The sequence below is a fragment of the Candidatus Binatia bacterium genome, assembly GCA_023150935.1.
Lineage (GTDB): Bacteria > Desulfobacterota > Binatia > HRBIN30 > HRBIN30 > JAKLJW01.
The window spans coordinates 129,146-150,432 of the sequence record JAKLJW010000005.1; the positions used below are offsets into that span (position 1 = coordinate 129,146).

Annotated in this window: 19 protein-coding genes; 11 read left to right on the forward strand and 8 right to left on the reverse strand. The window is 66.4% G+C overall.

Annotated elements, in window-relative coordinates; genetic code table 11:
* Positions 1–2: 2 nt before the first annotated feature.
* Entirely contained in the window at positions 3–1,388 is a 1,386-nt protein-coding gene (locus tag L6Q96_05605; protein ID MCK6554045.1) for a hypothetical protein, read from the reverse strand.
* Positions 1,389–1,580: 192 nt separating this feature from the next.
* On the opposite strand from L6Q96_05605, the gene L6Q96_05610 reads away from it, so the two are divergent.
* Both L6Q96_05610 and L6Q96_05615 read left to right on the forward strand, forming a co-directional pair.
* Complete coding sequence (locus L6Q96_05610) at positions 1,581–2,651, forward strand: glucose-1-phosphate thymidylyltransferase (protein ID MCK6554046.1); 1,071 nt, start codon at positions 1,581–1,583, stop codon at positions 2,649–2,651.
* Positions 2,652–2,962: 311 nt separating this feature from the next.
* Positions 2,963–3,205, forward strand: coding sequence for a hypothetical protein (locus L6Q96_05615; protein MCK6554047.1), 243 nt, complete (start codon positions 2,963–2,965; stop codon positions 3,203–3,205).
* A 313-nt stretch (positions 3,206–3,518) separates the two neighbouring features.
* Here L6Q96_05615 and lepB read toward each other — a convergent pair whose 3' ends face one another.
* Genes lepB through L6Q96_05635 form a run of 4 tightly spaced genes read right to left on the reverse strand, consistent with a single transcriptional unit; the run spans position 3,519 to position 5,734 of the window.
* Entirely contained in the window at positions 3,519–4,211 is a 693-nt protein-coding gene (gene lepB, locus L6Q96_05620; protein MCK6554048.1) for a signal peptidase I, read from the reverse strand.
* A gap of 36 nt (positions 4,212–4,247) precedes the next feature.
* Positions 4,248–4,841 (reverse strand): DNA-3-methyladenine glycosylase, encoded by a 594-nt coding sequence (locus tag L6Q96_05625; protein ID MCK6554049.1) that lies wholly within the window; start codon positions 4,839–4,841, stop codon positions 4,248–4,250.
* 1 nt (position 4,842) lies between these two features.
* Positions 4,843–5,241, reverse strand: a complete 399-nt coding sequence (locus L6Q96_05630; GenBank protein MCK6554050.1) for an Hsp20/alpha crystallin family protein — start codon at positions 5,239–5,241, stop codon at positions 4,843–4,845.
* A 52-nt stretch (positions 5,242–5,293) separates the two neighbouring features.
* On the reverse strand, positions 5,294–5,734 hold the full coding sequence (locus L6Q96_05635) for an Hsp20/alpha crystallin family protein (GenBank protein MCK6554051.1): 441 nt from the start codon (positions 5,732–5,734) through the stop codon (positions 5,294–5,296).
* A gap of 154 nt (positions 5,735–5,888) precedes the next feature.
* On the opposite strand from L6Q96_05635, the gene L6Q96_05640 reads away from it, so the two are divergent.
* Positions 5,889–6,872 carry a GNAT family N-acetyltransferase gene (locus L6Q96_05640; protein ID MCK6554052.1) on the forward strand — a complete coding sequence of 328 codons (984 nt, stop codon included), beginning with the start codon at positions 5,889–5,891 and terminating at the stop codon, positions 6,870–6,872.
* A gap of 147 nt (positions 6,873–7,019) precedes the next feature.
* Positions 7,020–8,279, forward strand: coding sequence for a HAMP domain-containing histidine kinase (locus L6Q96_05645; GenBank protein ID MCK6554053.1), 1,260 nt, complete (start codon positions 7,020–7,022; stop codon positions 8,277–8,279).
* A gap of 25 nt (positions 8,280–8,304) precedes the next feature.
* Here L6Q96_05645 and L6Q96_05650 read toward each other — a convergent pair whose 3' ends face one another.
* Positions 8,305–8,643 carry a tetratricopeptide repeat protein gene (locus L6Q96_05650; protein ID MCK6554054.1) on the reverse strand — a complete coding sequence of 113 codons (339 nt, stop codon included), beginning with the start codon at positions 8,641–8,643 and terminating at the stop codon, positions 8,305–8,307.
* A 144-nt stretch (positions 8,644–8,787) separates the two neighbouring features.
* Here L6Q96_05650 and mfd point away from each other — a divergent pair, with 144 nt between their 5' ends.
* The 6 genes from mfd to L6Q96_05680 all read left to right on the forward strand — a co-directional run bounded on the left by mfd (position 8,788) and on the right by L6Q96_05680 (position 19,613).
* Positions 8,788–12,345, forward strand: a complete 3,558-nt coding sequence (mfd, locus tag L6Q96_05655; GenBank protein MCK6554055.1) for a transcription-repair coupling factor — start codon at positions 8,788–8,790, stop codon at positions 12,343–12,345.
* Positions 12,339–13,292: a peptidylprolyl isomerase gene (locus L6Q96_05660; protein ID MCK6554056.1), complete on the forward strand. Its 954-nt coding sequence runs from the start codon at positions 12,339–12,341 to the stop codon at positions 13,290–13,292. The genes mfd and L6Q96_05660 overlap by 7 nt, the downstream gene beginning before the upstream one ends.
* Positions 13,293–13,330: 38 nt before the next feature.
* Entirely contained in the window at positions 13,331–14,317 is a 987-nt protein-coding gene (pdxA, locus tag L6Q96_05665; protein ID MCK6554057.1) for a 4-hydroxythreonine-4-phosphate dehydrogenase PdxA, read from the forward strand.
* Between the two features lie 20 nt (positions 14,318–14,337).
* Positions 14,338–15,546, forward strand: a complete 1,209-nt coding sequence (locus L6Q96_05670; GenBank protein MCK6554058.1) for an NTP transferase domain-containing protein — start codon at positions 14,338–14,340, stop codon at positions 15,544–15,546.
* A gap of 7 nt (positions 15,547–15,553) precedes the next feature.
* Positions 15,554–17,362, forward strand: a complete 1,809-nt coding sequence (gene glmS / locus L6Q96_05675; protein MCK6554059.1) for a glutamine--fructose-6-phosphate transaminase (isomerizing) — start codon at positions 15,554–15,556, stop codon at positions 17,360–17,362.
* Positions 17,363–17,441: 79 nt separating this feature from the next.
* Positions 17,442–19,613: a phospho-sugar mutase gene (locus L6Q96_05680; GenBank protein ID MCK6554060.1), complete on the forward strand. Its 2,172-nt coding sequence runs from the start codon at positions 17,442–17,444 to the stop codon at positions 19,611–19,613.
* Between the two features lie 30 nt (positions 19,614–19,643).
* Here L6Q96_05680 and L6Q96_05685 read toward each other — a convergent pair whose 3' ends face one another.
* Complete coding sequence (locus L6Q96_05685; GenBank protein MCK6554061.1) at positions 19,644–20,036, reverse strand: AAA family ATPase; 393 nt, start codon at positions 20,034–20,036, stop codon at positions 19,644–19,646.
* 497 nt (positions 20,037–20,533) lie between these two features.
* Positions 20,534–20,758, reverse strand: coding sequence for a hypothetical protein (locus L6Q96_05690; GenBank protein ID MCK6554062.1), 225 nt, complete (start codon positions 20,756–20,758; stop codon positions 20,534–20,536).
* A gap of 91 nt (positions 20,759–20,849) precedes the next feature.
* Between L6Q96_05690 and L6Q96_05695 the strand changes: the two genes are divergently transcribed.
* Entirely contained in the window at positions 20,850–21,101 is a 252-nt protein-coding gene (locus L6Q96_05695; protein ID MCK6554063.1) for a hypothetical protein, read from the forward strand.
* Positions 21,102–21,287 lie beyond the last annotated feature (186 nt).

The following is a 21,287-nucleotide window of genomic DNA, read 5'->3' on the forward strand; positions in this document are numbered from 1 at the left end:
TATTACCGCCACAGCCAGGCGGTCATGGCCCCTTCTCGCCGCAGGGCCCACAGCGCGGCGGCAATCAGCGCCAGCGCCAGCGTTGCAACCGCGAAGGTCAGAAAATAGCTCGCCAGACCCAGAACCGTGAGCACGACCGCGAAGCCGATAAACGGCTCGCGCCCGCAGAGCACGGCTGGAACAATCACCATCAGCAGGTGCCACGGCAGGAGCATCGTCAGCACCAGCAGAACGAACGCCGCTGCCCACAGGCAGCCCGCCTCCAGCATCGATTCCACCGACGGCCCAGCCCGCCATTGTCGCCACGTTATCGCCGCCGCCGCCGCCGCGAACGCCGACCATCGCATCACATCGAACGTCCACGCACCCCACAGGGACTCGAATGCCCCGGCCCAGTTCAGCCCCCAGAACAGCGGCGCCAGCAACGGCGACAACTCGTTCGGATAAATTCCCTGCAACGCCTTCGGGGCAAACCAATTCGACAGGACCGCGCCCGCCGGCCCGGGCAACGGCCATAACGACAGTACGCCGACGCCCACGACAACCGCCACCACGACCCCCAGGTCGCCGCCAGCCGCACGCCAAGAACGCCCGGCCCGGTCGACCAGAAATGCCGGCAAGAACAGCAGACTGTACCACTTGTACCAGAACGCCACGGCCAGCACGGCCACCGCGGCTCGCGACCGCTCCCGCTGACGGCACCAGACCGCCACGCACACCGCCAGAACCATAACGATGTCGTTGTGCGCGTTACCCGCCGTCTCGAATTGCAGCAGAGGATTCCAGGCCAGCAGGGCCAGCAGCCAACTCGCCGGGGCCGCCAACGCCGGCCGGCGCAGGACTGCCGCGGCGACAACCAGGGTCGCGCCGAAGAGCCCCATCGCGAGGCCCTTGTAAAGCCATACGGCAACCCAGAGATCGGCTCCGGCAAGCCCGTCGATCGCCCATGCCTGCCACACCGCCAGCGGCCCATAGACCACAGGCCAGTCGCGCCAACGCGCGTCGCCCAGGAACGGCAACCATGGATCGGCGGGGAATGCGCTCGGCGCGGTCACCAACGGGTTGGCCCCGTAGTGGCCAAGGATCTTCCCGAACATCGCATAGCCGAACACATCCTTCGAACCGACCGGGAAAGCCGCGAAAAGAGCCGCCAAGCACACGATGGTCGTAGTCCTCAACGGTCCCGATGGAACTTCGTCACGGTTCGCATACGCGGTCCAGTAAGCCGCCAGTGCGACGCCGCTTAGCCCAAAGAACAGAAACGACCGCCGCAGATCGTCGAAACGCTCGAAATCGTTGCGCATCAGATCGGGCGCCAGCCACGAGGCCACGGCCATACCGGCACTCGCCAGCATGAGCCCCGCCCCCGCACGCCACCACGACGACATAGCGAGCATTATACACGGCCGCGGCCGAGCCGGCCTCGACGAGGCCGGGTGCGGATCCCAGTTAAGTATGAGGAAGTCCGCATTTCTCCTCGCTGGCTTCGGGGCCCGGGTCGCCGCGGATCGCCAACCGGCCCCCCTCGGTTGAAGCCGCCGCCGGAACGTAATAGGAGCGACCGCGGAAAGGGGTAACGCATGCGCGCAATTATTCTCTGTGCCGGCCTTGGGACGCGTCTGCGCCCTCTGACCTTCAGCACGGCGAAACACCTCATCCCCGTCGCCAACAAGCCGGTCCTGTATTCCGCACTCGAAGCCCTCGTGGCGGTGGAAGCGCGGGATATCGGCATTATCGTCAGCCGCGAAAGCCGTCCGATCATTCAAAATGCCGTCGACGACGGGGCCCGCTGGGGCGCACGCGTCACCTACCTCGAGCAGACAACGCCGCGCGGCCTCGCGCACGCAGCGCAGTGCGGCGAGGCGTTCGTCGGCGGGGAACCGTTCATCATGTACCTCGGCGACAACCTGCTCCCGGAAGGCCTCGCCCCGGCCGTCGAGAAGTACCGCCGATCCGGGGCCAACGCGGTGGTCACGCTGAAGGCCGTAGACGACCCGTCACACTTCGGGATCGCCGAAGTAGAAGGCGACCGCATTGTCCGTCTCGTCGAGAAACCGAAGGCGCCGCGCTCGAATCTCGCCATCGTCGGTAGCTACATCTTCGATCGCAACATCTTCGACGCCATCCGCCGCATCAAGCCGTCGTGGCGCAACGAATACGAAATCACCGACGCCATTCAAAACCTCATCGACCATGACTTAAAGGTCGTACCGCATATCGTCACCGGGTGGTGGAAGGACACCGGTAAACCCGAGGATATATTGGAAGCCAACCGCGCCGTCCTCGACGAAACCCTCGTCTCCAGCGTCCGTGGCAAGGTCGATGCCGCCTCGACGCTGTTCGGCGTGGTCGACGTCGCCGAGGGTGCCGACATCGTCAACAGCAAGGTCCACGGCCCATCGATCATTGGTGCCAACGCCCGCATCGTCAACGCCGAGATCGGCCCTTACGCGTCGATCGGCGATCGCGTCGAGGTGATCGACAGCCGCCTCGATAACTCCGTCGTCATGGAGGAGACGGTCATCAGCCACGTCTCGCAGCCGCTCTCCGGCTGCCTGATCGGCCGAAAAGTACGGGTCACCGGAAAGCCCGCTAAGGCTGGAACGATGCGCCTCTTGCTCGGGGATTTTTCCGAAACCGACCTACCTTAGTGCGGGCTGGCACCCGCAACCCTTGACCTGACCAGAAGTACCTTTGGGAGGGCGAGGCCCATGTCGTTAAGTTAAGGGTGTCAGTGGTGACGGGCACGCGTCCGCTTAACTTGGGGTGGGTCTTGTACTCGTCGATTCCCGCTTTCGCGGGGGTGACGGCTTACGGGCATGCGGACAATCTGTTAGCGCGGGATTTGGGATCGCCGTGATGTCTTGACATCACTCAGGTGGCTGCCTGTGGCGTCCGCGTGCGGACTACGCTGACCCTTGACGACGATCTTGCCGGAATTCTCGAACGGCGAGCGCGGGAGATGGGTGTGTCGTTCAAGGAGATGGTCAATCGAACGATACGGGCCGGCATGGGAGAGGCCGCACGCCGCCGGCGCGGCCGCGTCCCGCGCGTGCTGCCTCATTCCTTCGGTTTCAAACCCGGCGCCGATCTGGACAAGCTGAATCAACTGGTCGACGAGCTGGACGTTGAGGCGGCGGCGGACAAGTTGCGAGGGGCCGCCGGTGATTCTTCCCGACGTAAACGTTCTCGTACACGCGCATAACTCGGATTCCCCGGTTCACGCCCGCGCGCGAAGGTGGTGGGACGGGTGTCTCGCCGGCTCGGAAGGGGTAGGGCTTGCACCACACCCACCGCCCACCCGTAGATCGTACGGGTACCTCACCGCCCCCTTATCGAGTCCCCACCGACGGGTAGATGGCTGAAATGCTGGGACACTCGCAGACGAAAGGGCGAGCAACAGGGAATCCAAACCTCAGCCTACACCACCGCGCCACATCTCGACTCTACCATCCGCCCACAATATTAGGGACGTTGCGGGTGCGCGACGACCGAGCGGGGGACCCTCCGACACGCGCTTAGCGGACGACGCGGCCGAGCCGGTCCCACTTCATGCCGGACCAGTAAATGAAGGTCGCCTTACCCTTCACGTCGCGCTCGTTGGCGAAGCCCCAGTACCGGCTGTCGTAGCTCTGGTCGCGGTTATCGCCGAGGACGAAGAATTTCCCCTCGGGCACGGTGACCGGACCGAAATTATCCCGCGGCGTGCTGCTGCGCGTCGACTGATCGGTGAACGTGGCGTGGCTGTCGTCCACCGCCTCGCCGTTGATGTACAGGCGCTTGTTGCGGATCTCCACCGTATCCCCACCCACGGCGACCACCCGCTTTATGAGGTCGGTCCGCCGGTCGACGGGCGACACGAACACGACGATGTCCCCGCGATCCAGGTGACTCCACTGCGTCAGCACCAGTGCCCGGTTAACCAGCGGCACGTCGATGTGCATACCGTACGCAAGCTTGTTCACAAAAAGATGATCGCCGATCTGTATCGTCGGCAGCATGGAGCCCGACGGCACCCAGAACGCTTCGACCACCGACGACCGCACGACAAGAGCCACGAGAACGGCGAGAGCGAGCGACTCGACATTCTGCCGCAGGCGCGACTTGTGCGACGCGTCGGCTGCCCGACCGCGATTGGCCTTCCAGAAACGCCAGCGTGACGGCGACGACGTTGACGACGGGGCGTCAGTTGGGGATGGTTGCGCGGGCATGGCTTGCTGGGATCATGGAATGCTGGCCGCGCCTCGTCAAGGTCCGCCTGTGCGGAGCGCGGCACCCTCCGCAAGTCGGTCGCGGCGCGACACCCCGGGGCTGCCGAGCAGATACAAACGTAAGGGCAGCTCTACGGCGCGACGGATGCCAACCCGGCTCGTGCGGACGATGCGCTCGCCGCGCCGCCGCCTGCCGGCTTCGACCCAGAGGTTCGGATCGGTCACCAGGTCACGACCTGAATCCGGGCGGCCCAGGCCGAGCGCTCTGCAGGCCAGCGCCGGGCCGCCCGCACCGGGCAGGCCATCCAGCCCCCGCACCAGTACGGCGCCGGGACGGCCGTCGCTTTCGGTGACTACGTTGAAGCAATGGTGCATTCCATACGTGAAGTAGACGTACGCCACCCCGGGGGGACCGAACATCACGGCATTACGAGGGGTCCGCCGGCCACCTGCGGCGTGCGAAGCCGCATCGTCGGTATACGCTTCAACTTCGACGATACGACCCCGCCACAGCCGGCCATCTACCCGGTGGCACACGAAGCACCCGAGCAGGCGCCGGGCGACCGTCAGGGTCGGCCCGGCGTAGAACGCACGGCTCAGCCGCGCCTCGCCTCCGGCCTCGATCGCCACGTCAGGCCGTCTGCACCTGAATTCGCCGGGGCTTGGCACGTTCGGCCTTGGGCAGCTCGAGTTCCAACACCCCGTCTCGCAGTCGCGCGTTGATGCGCCCGGTATCGATGTCCGCCGAGATCGACAGGCGGCGCAGGAAATTGCCGACGTTGTACTCCGTGTATACCGGCTGCAAGTTCTCGTACTCCGCCAGCGACACCCGCCCATCGACCGTCAGAACCCCTTCGGCGACGCTGACGTCGACCGCCTTGTCGTCGACGCCGGGCATGTCCGCATACAGCCACAGTGCCTCCGGTGTCTCGCAAATGTCGATGTGCGGACTGTAGACGCGCCCGGGACGCGTCGACTCGGCGCCGGTCACTTCACTCTTCACCCGTCCGTTCAGTTCCTGACTGGCCATGCCTAACCTCCTGATGCCTCGATCGGTGCGACGCGCGCAAAGTCCGTTGCGGTCATCCGGCCCGCACGGCGATCTGCCGCGGCTTCGCTTCTTCGCGACGCGGAATGCGCACGCTGAGGATGCCGTGCTTGTATGCTGCCGAGGCGCGGCTCGCGTCGGTGTCTTCCGGAAGCTGCAGCGATCGGGAGAATGTGCCCACGTTGCGCTCGCGGCGGTGATAACTCGCACCTTCGGGACCCGATCGTCGCCGCTCGCCCGAGATGGTCAGCGTGCGGCCCTGCGCCTCGATGCGCAGAGTGTCCGCCGCCACCCCCGGCACCTCCACGCGCAGCACCAGGCCCTCCTTGTCGCTGAAAGCGTTAATAGCCGGGAACACGCCCCGACCGGAGATCCCGAAGTTAAAGGGCGGGTTCTCGAACACGCGCTCCAACTCCCGCTGCAATGCAACTAGGCCGCTCCCCGGATCGAGAAGGTCGAACCGAAACATCGCCATGCCGCACCTCCTGGTGTGTCTTATGCCGACCGTTGCCCCTTTGCGTTACCAATGGCGTCGGCTGCCGGCAAACTAAGACGCGTTAGTTTTCTGTCAAGGCGCGACGCATCGCTCTGCTGGACTCTCGCCCCGGCACGTGCCAATCACAGCTTCTGTGACGGCAAATGGCCTCGAACTGCGCACCATATCGCCATCCGAACGGGACGCCGTGCTCGATCTCCTCGCCCGATGGTTCGACGACCGCGAGTTCTTTGACCGCTACGTGCGCCATGACCCGTCCTTCCGAGACGACCTCTGTTTCGTGGCGACAGATCGCGGCACGATCGTCAGCACGTTGCAGGTTTTCCGCCGGCGCGTGCGGCTTGTCGGCGGGATTGTGGAAGTTGCCGCAGTCGGCAACGTGTTCACCGCGGAGACCCACCGCGGACGCGGTCTGGCGACCGCACTTCTCGAACGGGCGCTGGCGGCCATGCCCGATCACGATTTCGACATGTCGCTGCTTTTTGCGACCCGCATTCCCTTCTACGGTCGCCTCGGGTGGCGGAGCCACGTTCGCCACCTCGTCTTCCTCGAAGCCGCGCCGCCCGTCGACGACGACCGCTACGCCATCGAAAGGTTCCGCCCTGCCGATCTCGATGCCGTGGCACGTGTTTACGATCTCTACACAGCGGACCGCGTCGGCACCACCGTGCGCTCTCCCGCTTACTGGCAGGGTCAACTGCGCTTCGCCGGCAATCCCACGGAGGATTTCCTGGTCGCCCGTGACGGCGCCGACGTGGTTGCGTACGCCCGCGGCATCGTACTCTACGGTCTTTACGTGGTAATGGAGCACGCCTGCGCACCCGCTCACGAACCCGCCCTGGCATCCGTGATCGCGAGGTTGCACAGCTCCGTGGCCACGGGGTTCGCCGGCACCCTCACACAGCTCACCGGCGACGACGCCGTCCTTGCAAACCTGCGAGCGCGCGGGCTCGCGATGCGCACCATCGACGACGTGTTCTGGCTGTGGCGCGTGATCGACGTCGAACGAGTCGCGGCCGCCGGCAGAATAGGGCCGGAACAGGTTCTCGCCGATGACGCCATGTTCCATCTTTTGCCGCCCGAGCGGTCCGTATATTGGATCGCCGATCGCTTCTGATTATGACACGCGCGGGGTCCAGCTATTGCTTCTCAGGTTGTCGGCAGGTGCTCGGTGGGCTTGTGCGCACACCCAATACCGAGGATACACTCGGTGACAGGATCGGGGTCCGGCGATACCGCGTCGGCGTCGGAGGCGCCAGCACACGTGAAGCAGAACGCAAGCAACTCGCGTAATCAAGGGGCAACCGCCCTACCAACGCCGGACGTAGCCGCCATCTACATGACGGTGATCGCCGCGACGGTGACGCTCGTCTGCACCATGTGGGCGCTCCAGTTTCTCGTGTATCCGGCGGTCCCGGCGGCGCGCTACACCCTGCTCGCGGCGATCGCCCTGATGCCCTCGATCCTCGTCGTGACGTGGCCGGGCAGCGCACCGCAGGCGATCATCCTGACGACCTTCGTTGCCTACTCCACGGCCGTCACCGTCGGCATTCATTACGGGGGGGGCGCCGACAACGTCAGCGGGCCCCTGCTTTACACGGTAGTTATCGGTCTGGCCGGGCTTATCGTCTCCGGAGGCGCGGCTTACGCCGTCGCGGTCGGCAGCAGTGTTATGTACGCCGCCCTGATTTGCGCCGAACGGTTCGGGTTCCTGCCGCACCACCTCTCGTACACCAAGAGCGGACCCGACGCGGTGGCAACGGTGATCGCCGTCGGGCTGTACCTGACCCTGGTTGCCTGGGTGGTCTCCAGCACGGTGCGGCAGATCCGCGCCACTCATCGGCGCGCCGAGGAGCTTCGCAGCGAGGCGGTCAACGCGCTCTCGCACGACCTGAAGAACCCCCTCGGCGCCATTCGCAGCTACGCCGAGCTTGCCGAGACGGCGCCAGCCGGCGATAACCGCGAGTACCTGCGCCATATCCGCCGCGCCGCCCAGCACGCCCTCGACCTCGTCAACAACGTGCTCGACGCCGCGGCGCTGGCGGCTCGACCCATGACCCCGGAGCACCGCCCCGTTCAACTCAACGATCTGGTCGCCGATACCGCCGAGCTCTACGCGGCCGCCGCCGAAGCCAAGGGCATCAAGCTCTCCGTAACTCTGGCACCCGACCTGCCCGTGGTCGACGCCGACGGGCAGCTCTTCCGGCGTATGTTGAGCAACCTGATCTCCAACGCGATCAAATTCACCGGCGAGGGCGGCGAAGTCAGAGTGCGCACCACTTCGGTCAACGAAAGCCGCGTCCGCCTGATCGTCAGCGATACCGGGTGCGGCATTGCCCCCAGGGACCGGCCCCATCTGTTCAGCAAATACCGCCGGGGCCGTTCCGGCCCGGACACCGGCGGGACCGGACTCGGCCTCTATATCGTGCGCTCTATCGTCGACGCCCACGCCGGCGAGGTTTCGGTGGAAAGCGACGTCGGCCAGGGCGCCGTCTTTACCATCGACCTGCCGCTGCGACGCTAGCTGTCCGCTTCCGCCAGAGCCGCCTTCAGCTCTTCCCAGCCTTGAGCTGGGACTTCCAATCGAGTACGCGCGCCCTGGCCGCCCACGCTTCCGCCTCGGGCACGTTACCGGCCCGCTGGTAGATGCGCGAGACGTTGGTGTACCCGAGCTGTTCGTCCGGATCGATCTCCACCACCCGCTTGGCGGCCGCGATCGCCTCCTCCCACTCGCCCTGATCGGCAAGCGCCATCGACAGCCCTTCCCAGGCGTCCGCGAAATCCGGCGCCTGTTCCAGGGCCGCCCGGTAGCACGCGATCGCATCGGCGATCCTGCCTTCGGCGACACAGTCAACCGCTCGATCGTACAGTTCGTCCGGACTCGACATGGCGGGGCTTCCGAGGCCGGAGGTTACCCAAAGGAGCGCGCAGGCTCAACCCGCCCGGCCGGTGCGTTGTCCCCATTTCGTGCCGCTGCTACGGTGCGACGTCGGCCCGCCCGCAAGACCGTGCCTGCGTAACTCCGCCGCCACATGAACTCGCATAGCTGCGAACACGTTGCCCGCCGCATCGCCGCCGGCATACCCGATCGACGCGCCGCAACGTCTGAACCACCGTGGAAAGTTCAGGGCCTGCAAGGTGGTGCCCGCGCTTATTGTCTCTGGCGCACGCTGGTCGCCCGGCCAAGGCCCACGCTGGCGATCGTACCCGACGCGGCCCGCGCCGAAGCTCTCGTTGACGACCTCCGTTTCTTTTTCGGCGAAGACGACTCCGCCGCGCCGTTCGCCCGCCGCATACACTACTTCCCGGCGTGGGACGTCGGCCCCTTCGACGACCTGTCACCCACCCCCGATATCGTGGCCGCTCGCATCGAGGGACTCTACCACCTGCAACAAACCCGCGACCCGATCGTCGTCACCACCCCGGATGCTCTCCTGCAGCGTGTCCCGCCGCAAGACTGTTTCGCGGGACGCCTTCGATACCTCGTGGAGGGCGACACACTCGATCTCGAGGCAACCGGTGCGCAACTGGTGGACTGGGGCTATCGGCGCGTCCCCCTGGTCGAAGACCGCGGCGACTTCGGTATCCGCGGCGGCATCCTCGACATATTTCCACCGGCCCATGTGCAGCCTCTGCGTATCGAGCTCGACGGCGACCTTATCGCAACCATTCGCGACTTCGATCCGATTAGCCAGCGCTCCCTACAGAACCACCCCGAGCTGCTCATCCTTCCGGTTCGCGAGTTCGATGCGGCCGGGCGCACCAGTCGTCAGGCATACCGGGCCGTCGAGGAGCGGCTCTTCGATCTGGACGTCAAGCGCGAGGAGCGCGCCGAGATCCTCGACGGCCTGGAAACGGGCCTCCTGTTTCCAGGCATCGAGTTCTTCTTGCCGTATTTCTATCCGACGCTCGATCTGCTCGATGACTACGTGCCCCCTGACGCTCTGGTGTGGATCGAGGGTGCCGGTGCGGTCGACGCCGCGATCGAACGCGTATGGCTGGAGATCGAACGGCGCGCCGAGGAGCGTACGGCCGCGCAGCGCTACCTGCCCCCGATCGAACGGCTCTATGCGTCGCCGCAGATCTGGCGGGCCGCCGTTGCCTCCCGACCCACGGTGGAAACCGAGACGCTCGAGGTACTCGGCGGCATCGACAGCGAGCGCACCGTGCCGGTCCGCTCGTACCTGATGCGCGATCTCAAGATCGATCGCATTGCCGGCCGCCGCGAGGTTTCGTTCGGTCCGGTCGCGGAGCGCGTCCGCGCCTGGCGTGCCGACGGCCATCGCGTCCTCGTCGTCGCCGGGGCGGCGCCCCAGGCCGAACGGCTGCGGAAGTTATTCGGCAATCACGACCTGGAGATCGACACAGCGCCGTCCCTCGCCGCCGCGCTCTCCAGCCCCGCCCCGCGAATCGTGGTCGGCCACCTGCACGACGGGTTTCGCCTGCCCGACGATGGCCTCGCCATCGCCACCGAAGCCGACATATTCGGCGAGGCCAAACAGCGGCGGCGGACCCGCCGCGTCGAAGTCGCGCAACTGCTGAAGAACCTCAGCGAGCTCAAACCCGACGACTTCGTCGTCCACATCGACCACGGGGTCGGGTGCTACAAGGGGCTCAAGCACCTGCAGGTTGCCGGCACCGCCGGCGATTACCTCCACCTCGAATACGCCGGGGGCGATCGGCTCTACGTGCCGGTCGACCGGATCAGCCTGGTTCAGAAGTACGTCGGTGCCGACGGCGCGGCGCCGGCGCTGGACAAGCTCGGTGGCACCGCCTGGGAGCGCGTGAAGCACAAGACCCGCGAGTCGATTCTCGCCATGGCCCGCGAACTGCTCGCCGTCCACGCCGCCCGCGAGGTGATGGAGCGCAAGGGGTTCGGCTCGCCCGACGCCTACTTCCGCGCCTTCGAAGCCGCCTTCCCGTTCGAAGAGACCCCCGATCAACAACAGGCGATCGACGATGTCCTCGCCGATCTGCAACGCGACAAACCCATGGATCGCCTCATCTGCGGCGACGTCGGCTACGGCAAGACCGAGGTGGCGATGCGCGCCGCTTTCCTCGCGGCAATAGAGGGCGGCCAGGTCGCCGTGCTCGTTCCCACCACCGTTCTCGCCCAACAGCACTACAATACGCTGCGCAAGCGCTTCGAAGGCTATCCGGTGCGGGTCGAGATGCTCTCCCGCTTCCTCGCCCGCACCCAGACCCAGGCGGTCGTAAGAGGTCTCGCTACCGGCGAAGTCGACTTCGTCGTTGGCACACACCGCCTGTTGCAGTCCGATATAAAGTTCAAACGCCTGCGCCTGCTGGTCATCGACGAAGAACACCGCTTCGGGGTCCGGCACAAGGAACGTATCAAGCAGATGCGCCAGCTCGTCGACGTCCTGACCCTGACCGCAACGCCGATCCCCCGCACCCTGCAGATGTCCCTGCTCGGCCTGCGCGACCTGAGCGTCATCGAGACCCCGCCCATCGACCGCCTCGCCATCCGGACCTACGTGACGCGTTACGACGAGGGCCTCGTGCGCGAAGCGATCGTGCGCGAACTCGGCCGCGGCGGCCAGGTCTTCTACGTGCACAACCGGGTGGAGACCATCGAGATGCGGGCTCGCCGCCTGCGCGAACTCGTACCCGAAGCCAGCTTTGCCGTCGCCCACGGTCAGATGGCCGAAGGCGCCCTCGAGCGTGTCATGAGCGACTTCTTTGCCAAGCACACCAATGTTCTCGTATGCTCGGCGATCATCGAGTCGGGTCTGGATGTGCCGAACGCAAACACCATTATCATCGACCGGGCCGATCACTTCGGCCTCGCCCAGCTATACCAGCTCAGGGGCCGGGTCGGCCGCTCCCACGAACGCGCCTACGCATACCTGATGATCCCCGGCGAGCACCTCATCTCGCGCGACGCGCAACTGCGCTTGCGGGCGTTGCAGGAGTTGGACGACCTTGGCGGCGGCTTCAAGCTGGCCGCGCACGATCTGGAGATCCGCGGCGCCGGCAACCTGCTCGGTAAGCAGCAATCCGGCCACGTCACCGCGGTCGGCTTCGAACTTTACCAGCAAATGATGGAAGAGGCCGTGCGCGAACTCCGCGGCGAGCACGTCACCGTCGAGGTCGAACCGGAAATCCAGCTCGGCATCGCAGCCTTCATTCCGGGCACCTACATCCCGGACGAAAACCAGCGTCTGGTGGTCTACCGGCGCCTGACGGCCATCAAGGGCCGCAGCGACCTCGAGGCCGTGGCCGAAGAACTGCGCGACCGCTACGGACCGATCCCGCCGCACGTCGACAGCCTCCTGCGCGTGATGGATCTCCGCCGCACCCTCAAGGATTGCCTCGTTCTGCGGGCCACGTTGCGGGACGGCACCGTGACGCTCCAGTTCCATCCGGATGCGCCGGTCGATCGCGCCGAACTCGTACGCCTGGTCACGAAGAGCAAGGGACGCCTCGCCCTGCGCGGCGACGCGCAGCTACTGCTGCGCCCGGCATCCGCGGACTGGGACGGTCTGGTCGCGGAGATCCAGGAACTGCTTTATCGCCTGAACGCCCCCATTCCCGAAGCTCGGCTCAAGGAGGTGCACGGACAATGCTGATTCGACGTTGCGTTCTGGCGGCGTGGCTCGCGGGCCTCGCGGTCGCCGTCGGAGCAGGCGCCGCCGATGCGGCGCTGGTCAACAAGGTGGTTGCCACCGTCGACGGCGAGCCGATCACGCTTTACGAGGTCAAGGAGTTTGCCGCGCGCAACCTCCGCGGCCGGCAACTCGGTGGACAACTCGACGAGGCGCAGATCCTCGATGCGCTGATCGCCGAGAAACTCGTGCAACGCGAAGCCAGTGCCAAGGGGGTCATCGTCCGCGACGAGGACATCGACCGCTACATCGAGACCATCAAGGAACGCAACAAGATCGACGCCGAGCAGCTCGCCACCGCCCTCGCCAATCAAGGCCTGACCATGGAGGCCTATCGCAACCAGATCCGCGAGGACATTCAGCGCCAACAGCTAATCAGCCGGGAAGTCAGCGGCAAGGTCAGCGTGACGCCGGAGGAAGTACAGCGTTACTACGAAGCGCACCGTGACGAGTACTCGACCCCGGAACGCATCCAGGTGGCACACATCTTCTTCCGCGTCGACGCGCGGGCATCGAGCGAGGAAGTGGCCGCCGCAACGAACAAAGCCAGCGCCGTCTACGAGCAGCTCGAAAAAGGCGCCGACTTTGCCGAATTGGCTCGCGAGCACTCGGAAGACGCCAGCGGAAAGGACGGCGGAACCCTGGGATGGTTCAAACCCGGCGAACTCCTCGAAGACATCGAAAAGCCGGCGCGGGGCCTGGACGTCGGGCAGTACAGCAAACCCGTGCGCACGCGGGCCGGCGTACACATCGTCAAAGTCGAAGGTCGCGAAGGCGAATCGCGCAAGGCCCTCGACGAACTCGCCGATCAGATAAAGCAAGACCTGTATCAGCAGGCGCTGGAGGATCGTTTCCAGAAGTACCTCACGGAGGAACTCCGCAAGCGTCACCACGTGGAGTTGCTGCAGTGAGAGAGGCCGGCCGCCGCCGCGCGCGCCTGGCGATCACCATGGGCGACCCCGCCGGGATCGGCCCGGAGGTCGCCCTGCGCGCCCTCGCCTCCCCGCCGCGGTCGCCCGATATCGAGCCGCTACTGGTCGGCGACGCCGCGGTGTGGCACGAAACCGCTGCCCGACTCCGTCTCACCGGCGTGCTCGGGCGCGCGCCACTGGTAACGACGTCGGACCTCCCGGCCCGCTTTCGGCGGCCGGGGCTCCCCAGCTCCCCTGCGGCCCGCGCGGCGTGTGGCGCCGCGGCCCACGCCGCGATCGTCGAAGCCGCCCGCCTCGTACGCACCGGACAGGCCGATGCCCTCGTCACCGCACCGATCAGCAAGGCACACCTGGCCGCCGCCGGCCACGACGTCCCCGGCCACACCGAACTGCTCGCGCGCCTCGCCGGGGCCGCCCGCGTGCGCATGATGATGGCGGGCCCACGTCTCCGCGTCGTCCTGGTCACGATCCACATCCCGCTGGCGGCCGTCCCCGGAGCCCTCACGGTCACCGGGATATACGACTCGATCGTCCTCGCCGCCGCCGGCGTCCGCCGGCACTACGGCGTGCGCCGCCCGCGTATCGCCGTCGCCGGCCTGAACCCCCACGCCGGAGAGCACGGGCTCTTCGGCGACGAGGAAGAGCGCCTCATCGCCCCGGCCGTGCGCGCCGCACGCCGCGCCGGCCTGTCGGCAGCCGGGCCACTGGCGGCCGACACCGCCTTCCCCCAGGCCGCCGCCGGCGCCTACGACGTCGTGGTGTGTATGTACCACGATCAGGGCCTCGGCCCGTTCAAACTCCTGCACTTCGCCGACGGCGTAAACGTTACCCTGGGCCTGCCTTTCGTGCGCACCTCCCCGGACCACGGCACCGCCTTCGATCTCGCCGGCAAGGGCGTGGCCGATCCCAGCAGCATGGCAGCCGCCATGGCAATGGCCGCTACCGCCCGGCGGACCCGAGCGCACTCGGCGCTTGTGATTCCCCGCCGTCCCGCAGTACGCTAGCTCGGTAGCGAGGCGAGGCGATGAAGGCGTTGATCTTGACAGGTGGACCGGGCCGGCGGCTGGTGCCGTTTTCCGCCACCCGGCCGAAAGGCATGACGGTTGTTGCCGGCGGTTCGTTGATCCGGCGGACCCTCAACTTCCTGCGCGAAACCGGGGTTACCGACGCAACTATCGTTCTCGGCCAGCACGGCGAGACGGTGCGCCGCACCTTCGACGACGGCGAGACGCTCGGCGTGCAGATCACTTACGCCCAACAGACGCGGCCCAGCGGCATCGCCGACGCCATCCTGCAGGCCCGCGACCGGTTCATCCCGCGCGAATACTTCATTCTCGTGTACGGCGACGTCGTCACCGCCGGCAACCCTTTCCATCCCCTGCTGCAGTCGTTCAACGCCGTCAAAGGCCCCGTGGCTAGCGTTTGCCTGCCCGGCCCACCGACCGGCCGCTACGGCAACGTCTATCTGAGCGGCACGCGTATCACCCGGATCGTGGAGAAGCCCACCGCTCAGGGCCTCGGCAACTACGTCCTCGCCGGATTCTTCGTCCTGCCGACGGAGATATTCGGTCTCCTGGAGCGCGGCCAGGGAAGCATGGAACAGATCTTCGACCGGCTTGTTCGCGAACCCGGCCTGCACGCTTCGATCTGGGAGGACGGTTGGCTCGACATCGAGCACCCATGGGACATCCTGGCCGCCAACCGGATGATCATGGATACGTGGGACGAGGCCCGTATCTCCCGCCACGCCACCGTGGAGGGCAACGTCACCCTCAGCGGCCCCGTGCGCATCGAGCCCGGCTCGATTATCAAAGCCGGCGCGATCATTTCGGGACCGTGCTACATCGGGCGCGACTCGTACGTCGGCAACAACGCTCTCATCCGCGAATACTCCTCGCTCGGTGCCGGCTCGACGGTCGGCTACGGCGTCGAACTCAAGAACTGCGTCCTGTTCGGCAGCTCGACCGTCGGCCGCCTGTCGTTCGTTGGCGACAGTGTCGGCGGCGAGAACGTCGATATCGGGTCGGGAACCATGACCATCAACGAACGCCTCGAACGTACCCCCGTTACCGTCGACATCCTGGGCGAACCGGTCGACTCCGGACTGGTCAAGCTCGGCGCCTTCCTCGGCGACGACGTGAAGATCGGCGGCAGCAACACCATCGACCCCGGGACCGTGATCTCACCCGGCACGATTATTCCGCACCGGGCCACCGTGCCGTCAGGGAGGTAGGCGGACCATGTGCGGAATCACCGGGGTGGCAAGCTTTCACCCCATCGGCGACCGCCTGTACGAAGGCGTCCACCACCTCGAATATCGCGGCTACGACTCGTGCGGCATCGCGGTTCTCGACAACCACCATATCGAAGTTCGCAAGGACATCGGCACCGTCGACGAGGTGAACAGCAAGGAGAGCCTGCGCAACCTCGCCGCCCAGGTCGGCATCGCGCACACCCGCTGGGCGACCCACGGCAGGGTCACCAAGGAAAACGCCCACCCTCACCTGAGCTGCCACGGCGAGTTCGCCGTCGTCCATAACGGCATCATCGCCAACTACAAGCAGTTGAAAGAGGCCCTCGCCCGCAAGGGCCACGCGTTTCGCTCCGACACCGACACCGAAATCATCGCCCACCTGATCGAAGAGCGCTTCTCCGAATCCGGCGACATCGAACGTGCGCTCGTGAGCGCCCTGCAGGCCCTCGAAGGCAGCTACGCCCTCGCGGTCATTTCTGCCCACGACCCCGAACACATCTACTGCGCCCGGCACGAAAGCCCGCTGATCATCGGCGTCGGCGCCGAGTCCAACTACGTCGGCTCGGACTTCAACGCCTTCATCGATTACACCAAGAACACCGTCATCCTCGAAGACGGCGAGTACGGCATCGTCGCCAAAGACAGCTACGCGATTAAGAGCCTGCGCACCGGCGAAGCGGTGGACAAGGCGGTCACCGTCATCCCGTGGGACTCCGAACTGTCGCGCAAGGGCGGCTACCCGCATTACATGCTCAAGGAGATCCACGAACAGCCGAGCGCCGTGCGCGCGGCGTCGAGCATCGGCCGCGACGACATCGGTGCCCTCGCCGAGCGTATCCTGGCGGCAAGACGCGTCCATTTCATGGGCGTCGGCACCACCTACTACGTGGCGCTGCTCGGCCAGTACCTGATGGCGGCGCTCGGTGACCTCGAAGTGCCGGCAATCAGCTCGGACGAGTACCGCCACTTGCACCGCAGCGACAGCGGTTCCCTGGTCGTCGCCGTATCGCAGTCGGGTGAAACCTACGACACCCTTGTCAGCTTGCGGGACGCCAGAGAGCGCGGCGCGAAAACGGCCGCCATCGTCAATGTCGTCGGATCGTCAATGGCTCGCCTGGTCGATCAGGTCATCCTGCAGGGCTCCGGCCCCGAAGTGTGCGTCGTGAGCACCAAGGCCGCTCTGGCCCAGATGATCATTCTCACCCGCCTTGCCATCGAGGTGGGCCGACTGCGCGGCGTGCTGTCCCCCGGCACGGTACAGGAACACGAGTCCGCCCTGGCGGCACTGCCGGGCGAGATCGAAACCCTCCTCAACGAGAAGTCCGGTCTCATCCGCGCCGCCGCGTACCGCCACGCCCACGTGCAGAACTGGCTCTTCCTCGGTCGCGGCCACTACTACCCGATCGCGCTGGAGGCGGCGTTGAAGATGAAGGAGGTCACCTACATCCACGCCGAGGGTATGCCCGGCGGCTTCCTGAAACACGGCACGCTGTCGCTCGTCGACGACAAGCTCTACACGCTGGTCTTCGTGCCGCCCGCCAACGGCGCTCTGCACACCATGACCATGTCGAGCGTGGAAGAGGTGCGGGCGCGCGGCGGCTTCGTCTTCGGCCTCGCGTTCAACGGCGTCGACGATATCTTCGACGAGTGCGTGACGTTCACACCGCGCTCCGACCTCACCGCCCCCTTCCTGCCCCTCGTCGCCGCGCAGTTGCTCGCCTACTTCACCGCCACCGCCCTCAAGCGCAACGTCGACAAACCCCGCTCCCTGGCCAAGTCGGTGACCGTGGCGTGAAGAGACGCGTCGGCCCGGTGCCGGCTGGCGTACCGAGGCCAGGGAACAACCGCCACCCGTCCAGCGCGCCTCCGACCGCATGACCCTCGCCGAAATTCTCGCCCACCTCGACGCGCTCCCCGTCGCCGCCGAACACCGACAGCGCGCGCGTGACAACCTGACGTACTGGTGGACCAACCCCCGACTCGCAGCGTTTCGCCCGCAGATCGAGAAGCTGGCCGAGCGTGGCAAGTGGGACCTTCTGCTCGACGCTTTCTACCGCACCATCCCGTTCGGCACCGGCGGCCGGCGCGGACCCGTGGGCGTCGGTTCGAACCGGGTCAACCCGGATACGGTTCTTACCTCCGTCGCCGGCCACGTCGCCTATCTACGCACGCGGTTTCCAGGCGATGCCTTGCGCGTCGTCGTGGCCTTTGACGTGAGGGTCTTTCGCGATCTCCGCGGGGTCTACGATCCTACGGCGCCCAACCCCCTGCTCGGCCTGCGCTCGCGCGACCTCGCGCGGCAGGCGTCCGCGATCTACGCCGCGCAAGGAATCGAGGTGTGGACGGTTCCCGCTGACGACGGTTTCTACCTGTCAACGCCGGAGCTGTCGTTCGCCATCCGGCACCTCGGCGCCCACGGCGGCCTCAACGTCTCTGCGTCCCACAACCACCCGGACGACAACGGCGCCAAGTTCTACATGCCCAGCGGCGGCCAGCCGGTACCGCCCGAGGACGACGTCCTCGCCGCTGCCGTCGAGCAAGTGACCGAGATCCCCGACGCCGACTTCGACGAAGCCGTGCGGCGTGGCGCCGTGCGCTGGTGGGACGCCGCCATGCACGCCCGGTACCTCGACGAGAACCTCGGACGCTCGGTGCGTCCCGAAGAGCGCAACGCCACCGTGGCTTACAGCCCGCTGCACGGCACCGGTCTGCATACCGTGGGCGATCTGCTTTCGCGCGCCGGGTTCGCCGTCCACCTCGTCGCGCCCCAGGCGGAACCGGACGGGACCTTTCCGGCGGTGCCGTTTCGCATCGCCAATCCCGAGGTGCCGGCGTCGATGGACCTGCTCGCCACCGAGGCCGCAGGCATTGGCGCCGAACTCGGACTGGCCACCGATCCGGATGCCGACCGCATCGGGCTCGTCGCACCCGTCGGTGGCCGCTGGCGCGCCGTCGACGGCAACGAAGTCGCCGTCCTGTTGACGGCGTACATCATCGAGAACCGCCGCGCGCAGGGAACCCTGCCGCAGCGCGGTTTCGTGGTGAAAACCGCGGTTACGACCGACCTCGTTCGGCAGATTGCCGACAGCCACGGGGTGCAGGTGGTGGGAGACCTGCTGGTGGGATTCAAGTACGTCGGTGCGGTACTCGATGCTATCGAGCGCGACGGTCGTTGGGGGAGCGTAAGTGCCGCGCTCGACGACTTCCTGTTCGCCGCCGAAGAGAGCAACGGCGTGCTCGTCAGCCCGAACCTGCGCGACAAGGACGCCGCCGGTGGAGCGCTGCTGCTGGCCGAGATGTGCGCGTGGTTGCGAGGGCGCAACCGCTCTTTCGGCGACTACCTCGACGAGATCCATCGGCGTTACGGCTACGCGGCCAACCTCGGGTACTCGCTGGTCATGGACGGCATCAGCGGCACCGAGCGCATCGCGCGCATGATGAGCGCGTTGCGGGCGCATCCGCCGGCGGACCTGAACGGCCACAGGTTCGCATCGGCGATCGATCATCTCGAGGAGTCCGTGGGCGGACCGATCCGTTCCGACACCGACGGCGCCGCACGGAACTTCGTGCAGCTCGTCTACGACGGCAATCTCCGGGTTGCCGTTCGGCCGTCGGGCACGGAGCCGAAGATCAAGTTCTACGTCGAGCGGGTGTGTACACCGGATGCCACCTGGGCCAAGTGCGATCTCGCACCCGTGCGCGAGGCGGCGAACGCCGACGTGCTGGAGACGACGCTCGCTCTGGTAGATGCGTTGTTGCGAGCCGTCGGCGTTCGGCTCTCGCGTCCGGCACTGCTGGTCTCGCCGCTGCTGGCACTGGAGCACCGCATCGATTTCGGCGAACGGTTTCTGCCCGACCTGGCGGCGCGCCTCGCGCAGGACGCGGACTTCGCCGAGCTGGGTGTGTGGGTGGACACGCGCCTGGCGAAGTACGGCACCGACGCCCGGGCGCTGGTGGCGCCGGGGGTGGCGGCGCATTTCAAGGAGCAGTCCCTCGAAAGCGCCGTGGCGCAGCGACTCGCCGCGCTGTTTCCCACCATGACGTAGGGCCACTTTCCGCCGCATGAGACCATGGTCTCATGCAACAGCCCGGCCGCGGCGCTCGCCACGCCGGAGCTTCCGCGCCGAGGAGCCGCTCAGGGCGAAGCGCCACCGGCGCTCCTCGATGAGCCGATGGACTTCGTCGAGTATTGTGGGCGCCTTCTGCACCTCATCGATGCAGACCCAACTTCCCGCCGCACGGCGGCCTACCCTGGCCTCCAGCAACGCCGGGTCGCGGGCGAGATCGAGGAACACGTCGCTGCGGAGCAGGTCGAACACGGGGGTGTCGGCCGGGAGTACCTGCCGGAGCCAGGTGCTCTTGCCCACCCCGCGCGGTCCGAAGACGAAGAACGAACGATTCGGCAAGGCGAGCAGACGCGGCAGCCCATCCATCGCCCGCACTATTCCCGCGGTATCGTAAGAATGCAATGGATTCTTACGATACCGCCGGCGGTCTGCAATTCCAGGTTCACCTGGCCGGCCTGAGGGTTCGGCAGTGCGGTGCGCGGAAAACGATCCGGGGGCCGGTCATTGCCGTGATTCGTGGCCGCAGCCGGAGGTCAGCCTGACGCACTCTCTCGATTTACACCGCTTAATCGAAGGTGCGGAGTTTTTGCGCCGGGCGCGTGAAAGGCCTTCGGAGGAAACGGTCCGGAAAGTCTCTACGTCCCGGAGGATGCCGTCCGCAGCGCCGCAATGAATCGAACCCGGCGCTCTCCGCGGCACCTCGCCAGATCATCCACGGCCCACGCGACGCCCCGCGGCAGCGAGATGGCAACCCGTACGTTTCGGGTCTGCGCGCTACACATAGTCGTCAAGAGCGATCACGCGCAGCTCGCTCACCTTCTTCAGACAGACGTCGTTCGTCAGAAAACAAGCGGAACTGTGCTCAAGGGCGACGGCGAGTTGAAGGTGGTCGAGCAGGCTCATTCTTCCCACTCGTCACGCAACCGGCTCACGTACTCCTGTGCGTCCACACCCTTCCAGATCTCCTTTCCGAGTCCCTTCAGGTCTCGCCACCGCAACGGCTGCTCGGAACGGGAGGCCAGGGGGCTGATGACGACCAGAACTTCGGCGGGTCCCGGCGGCAGACCGCTGATCTCGAGGGTTCCATTTTCCGCGATCGTCGTCGTGAGCCGAATGGTCTCCATGGCGATCCTCCTCTTTCCGGATACTCCGCGGGCCCGGCGTGCGCAACAGCGGCGGCCAGGGACGTTCCTCGATCGAGGGATGTGGAGGTAGGTGGAGACAGGGGACGTGCGGATTCTCCAGCTTGTGGTGCACCTGATCGACACCCTCCCGGTGGCGCAGCCCTGCGCGTCGGATTGGATTTTCATCCCCGCGGCCGCAACGGTTCCAAACCAGGTGGTGGTGGCACCCTCGATTCCCGCTGAGGTCTGTCAGCGCGGCGAAATCCGATACGAACCGCTCGCCGGCCCGGCAAACAACCGGAATTTCCAGGCGGTTCTGTTCGGCGACAGTATCGGCAACTGAAATCCGTCGTACGGAGGCGCTGCCGCGGTGCAGGCTTTGCGGTCCCCCGGAGGCGAGCACGGACGCTGGGGAGGGCTTCAGCATCGACGTGATGGCCGGCTGTCTCGGGCTCTGTACGCGGCCGGCCCCGGACGCCAGCACGCGATCACTGCCGAGCTGACCTACGATTCCCGGAACCTCACAGTG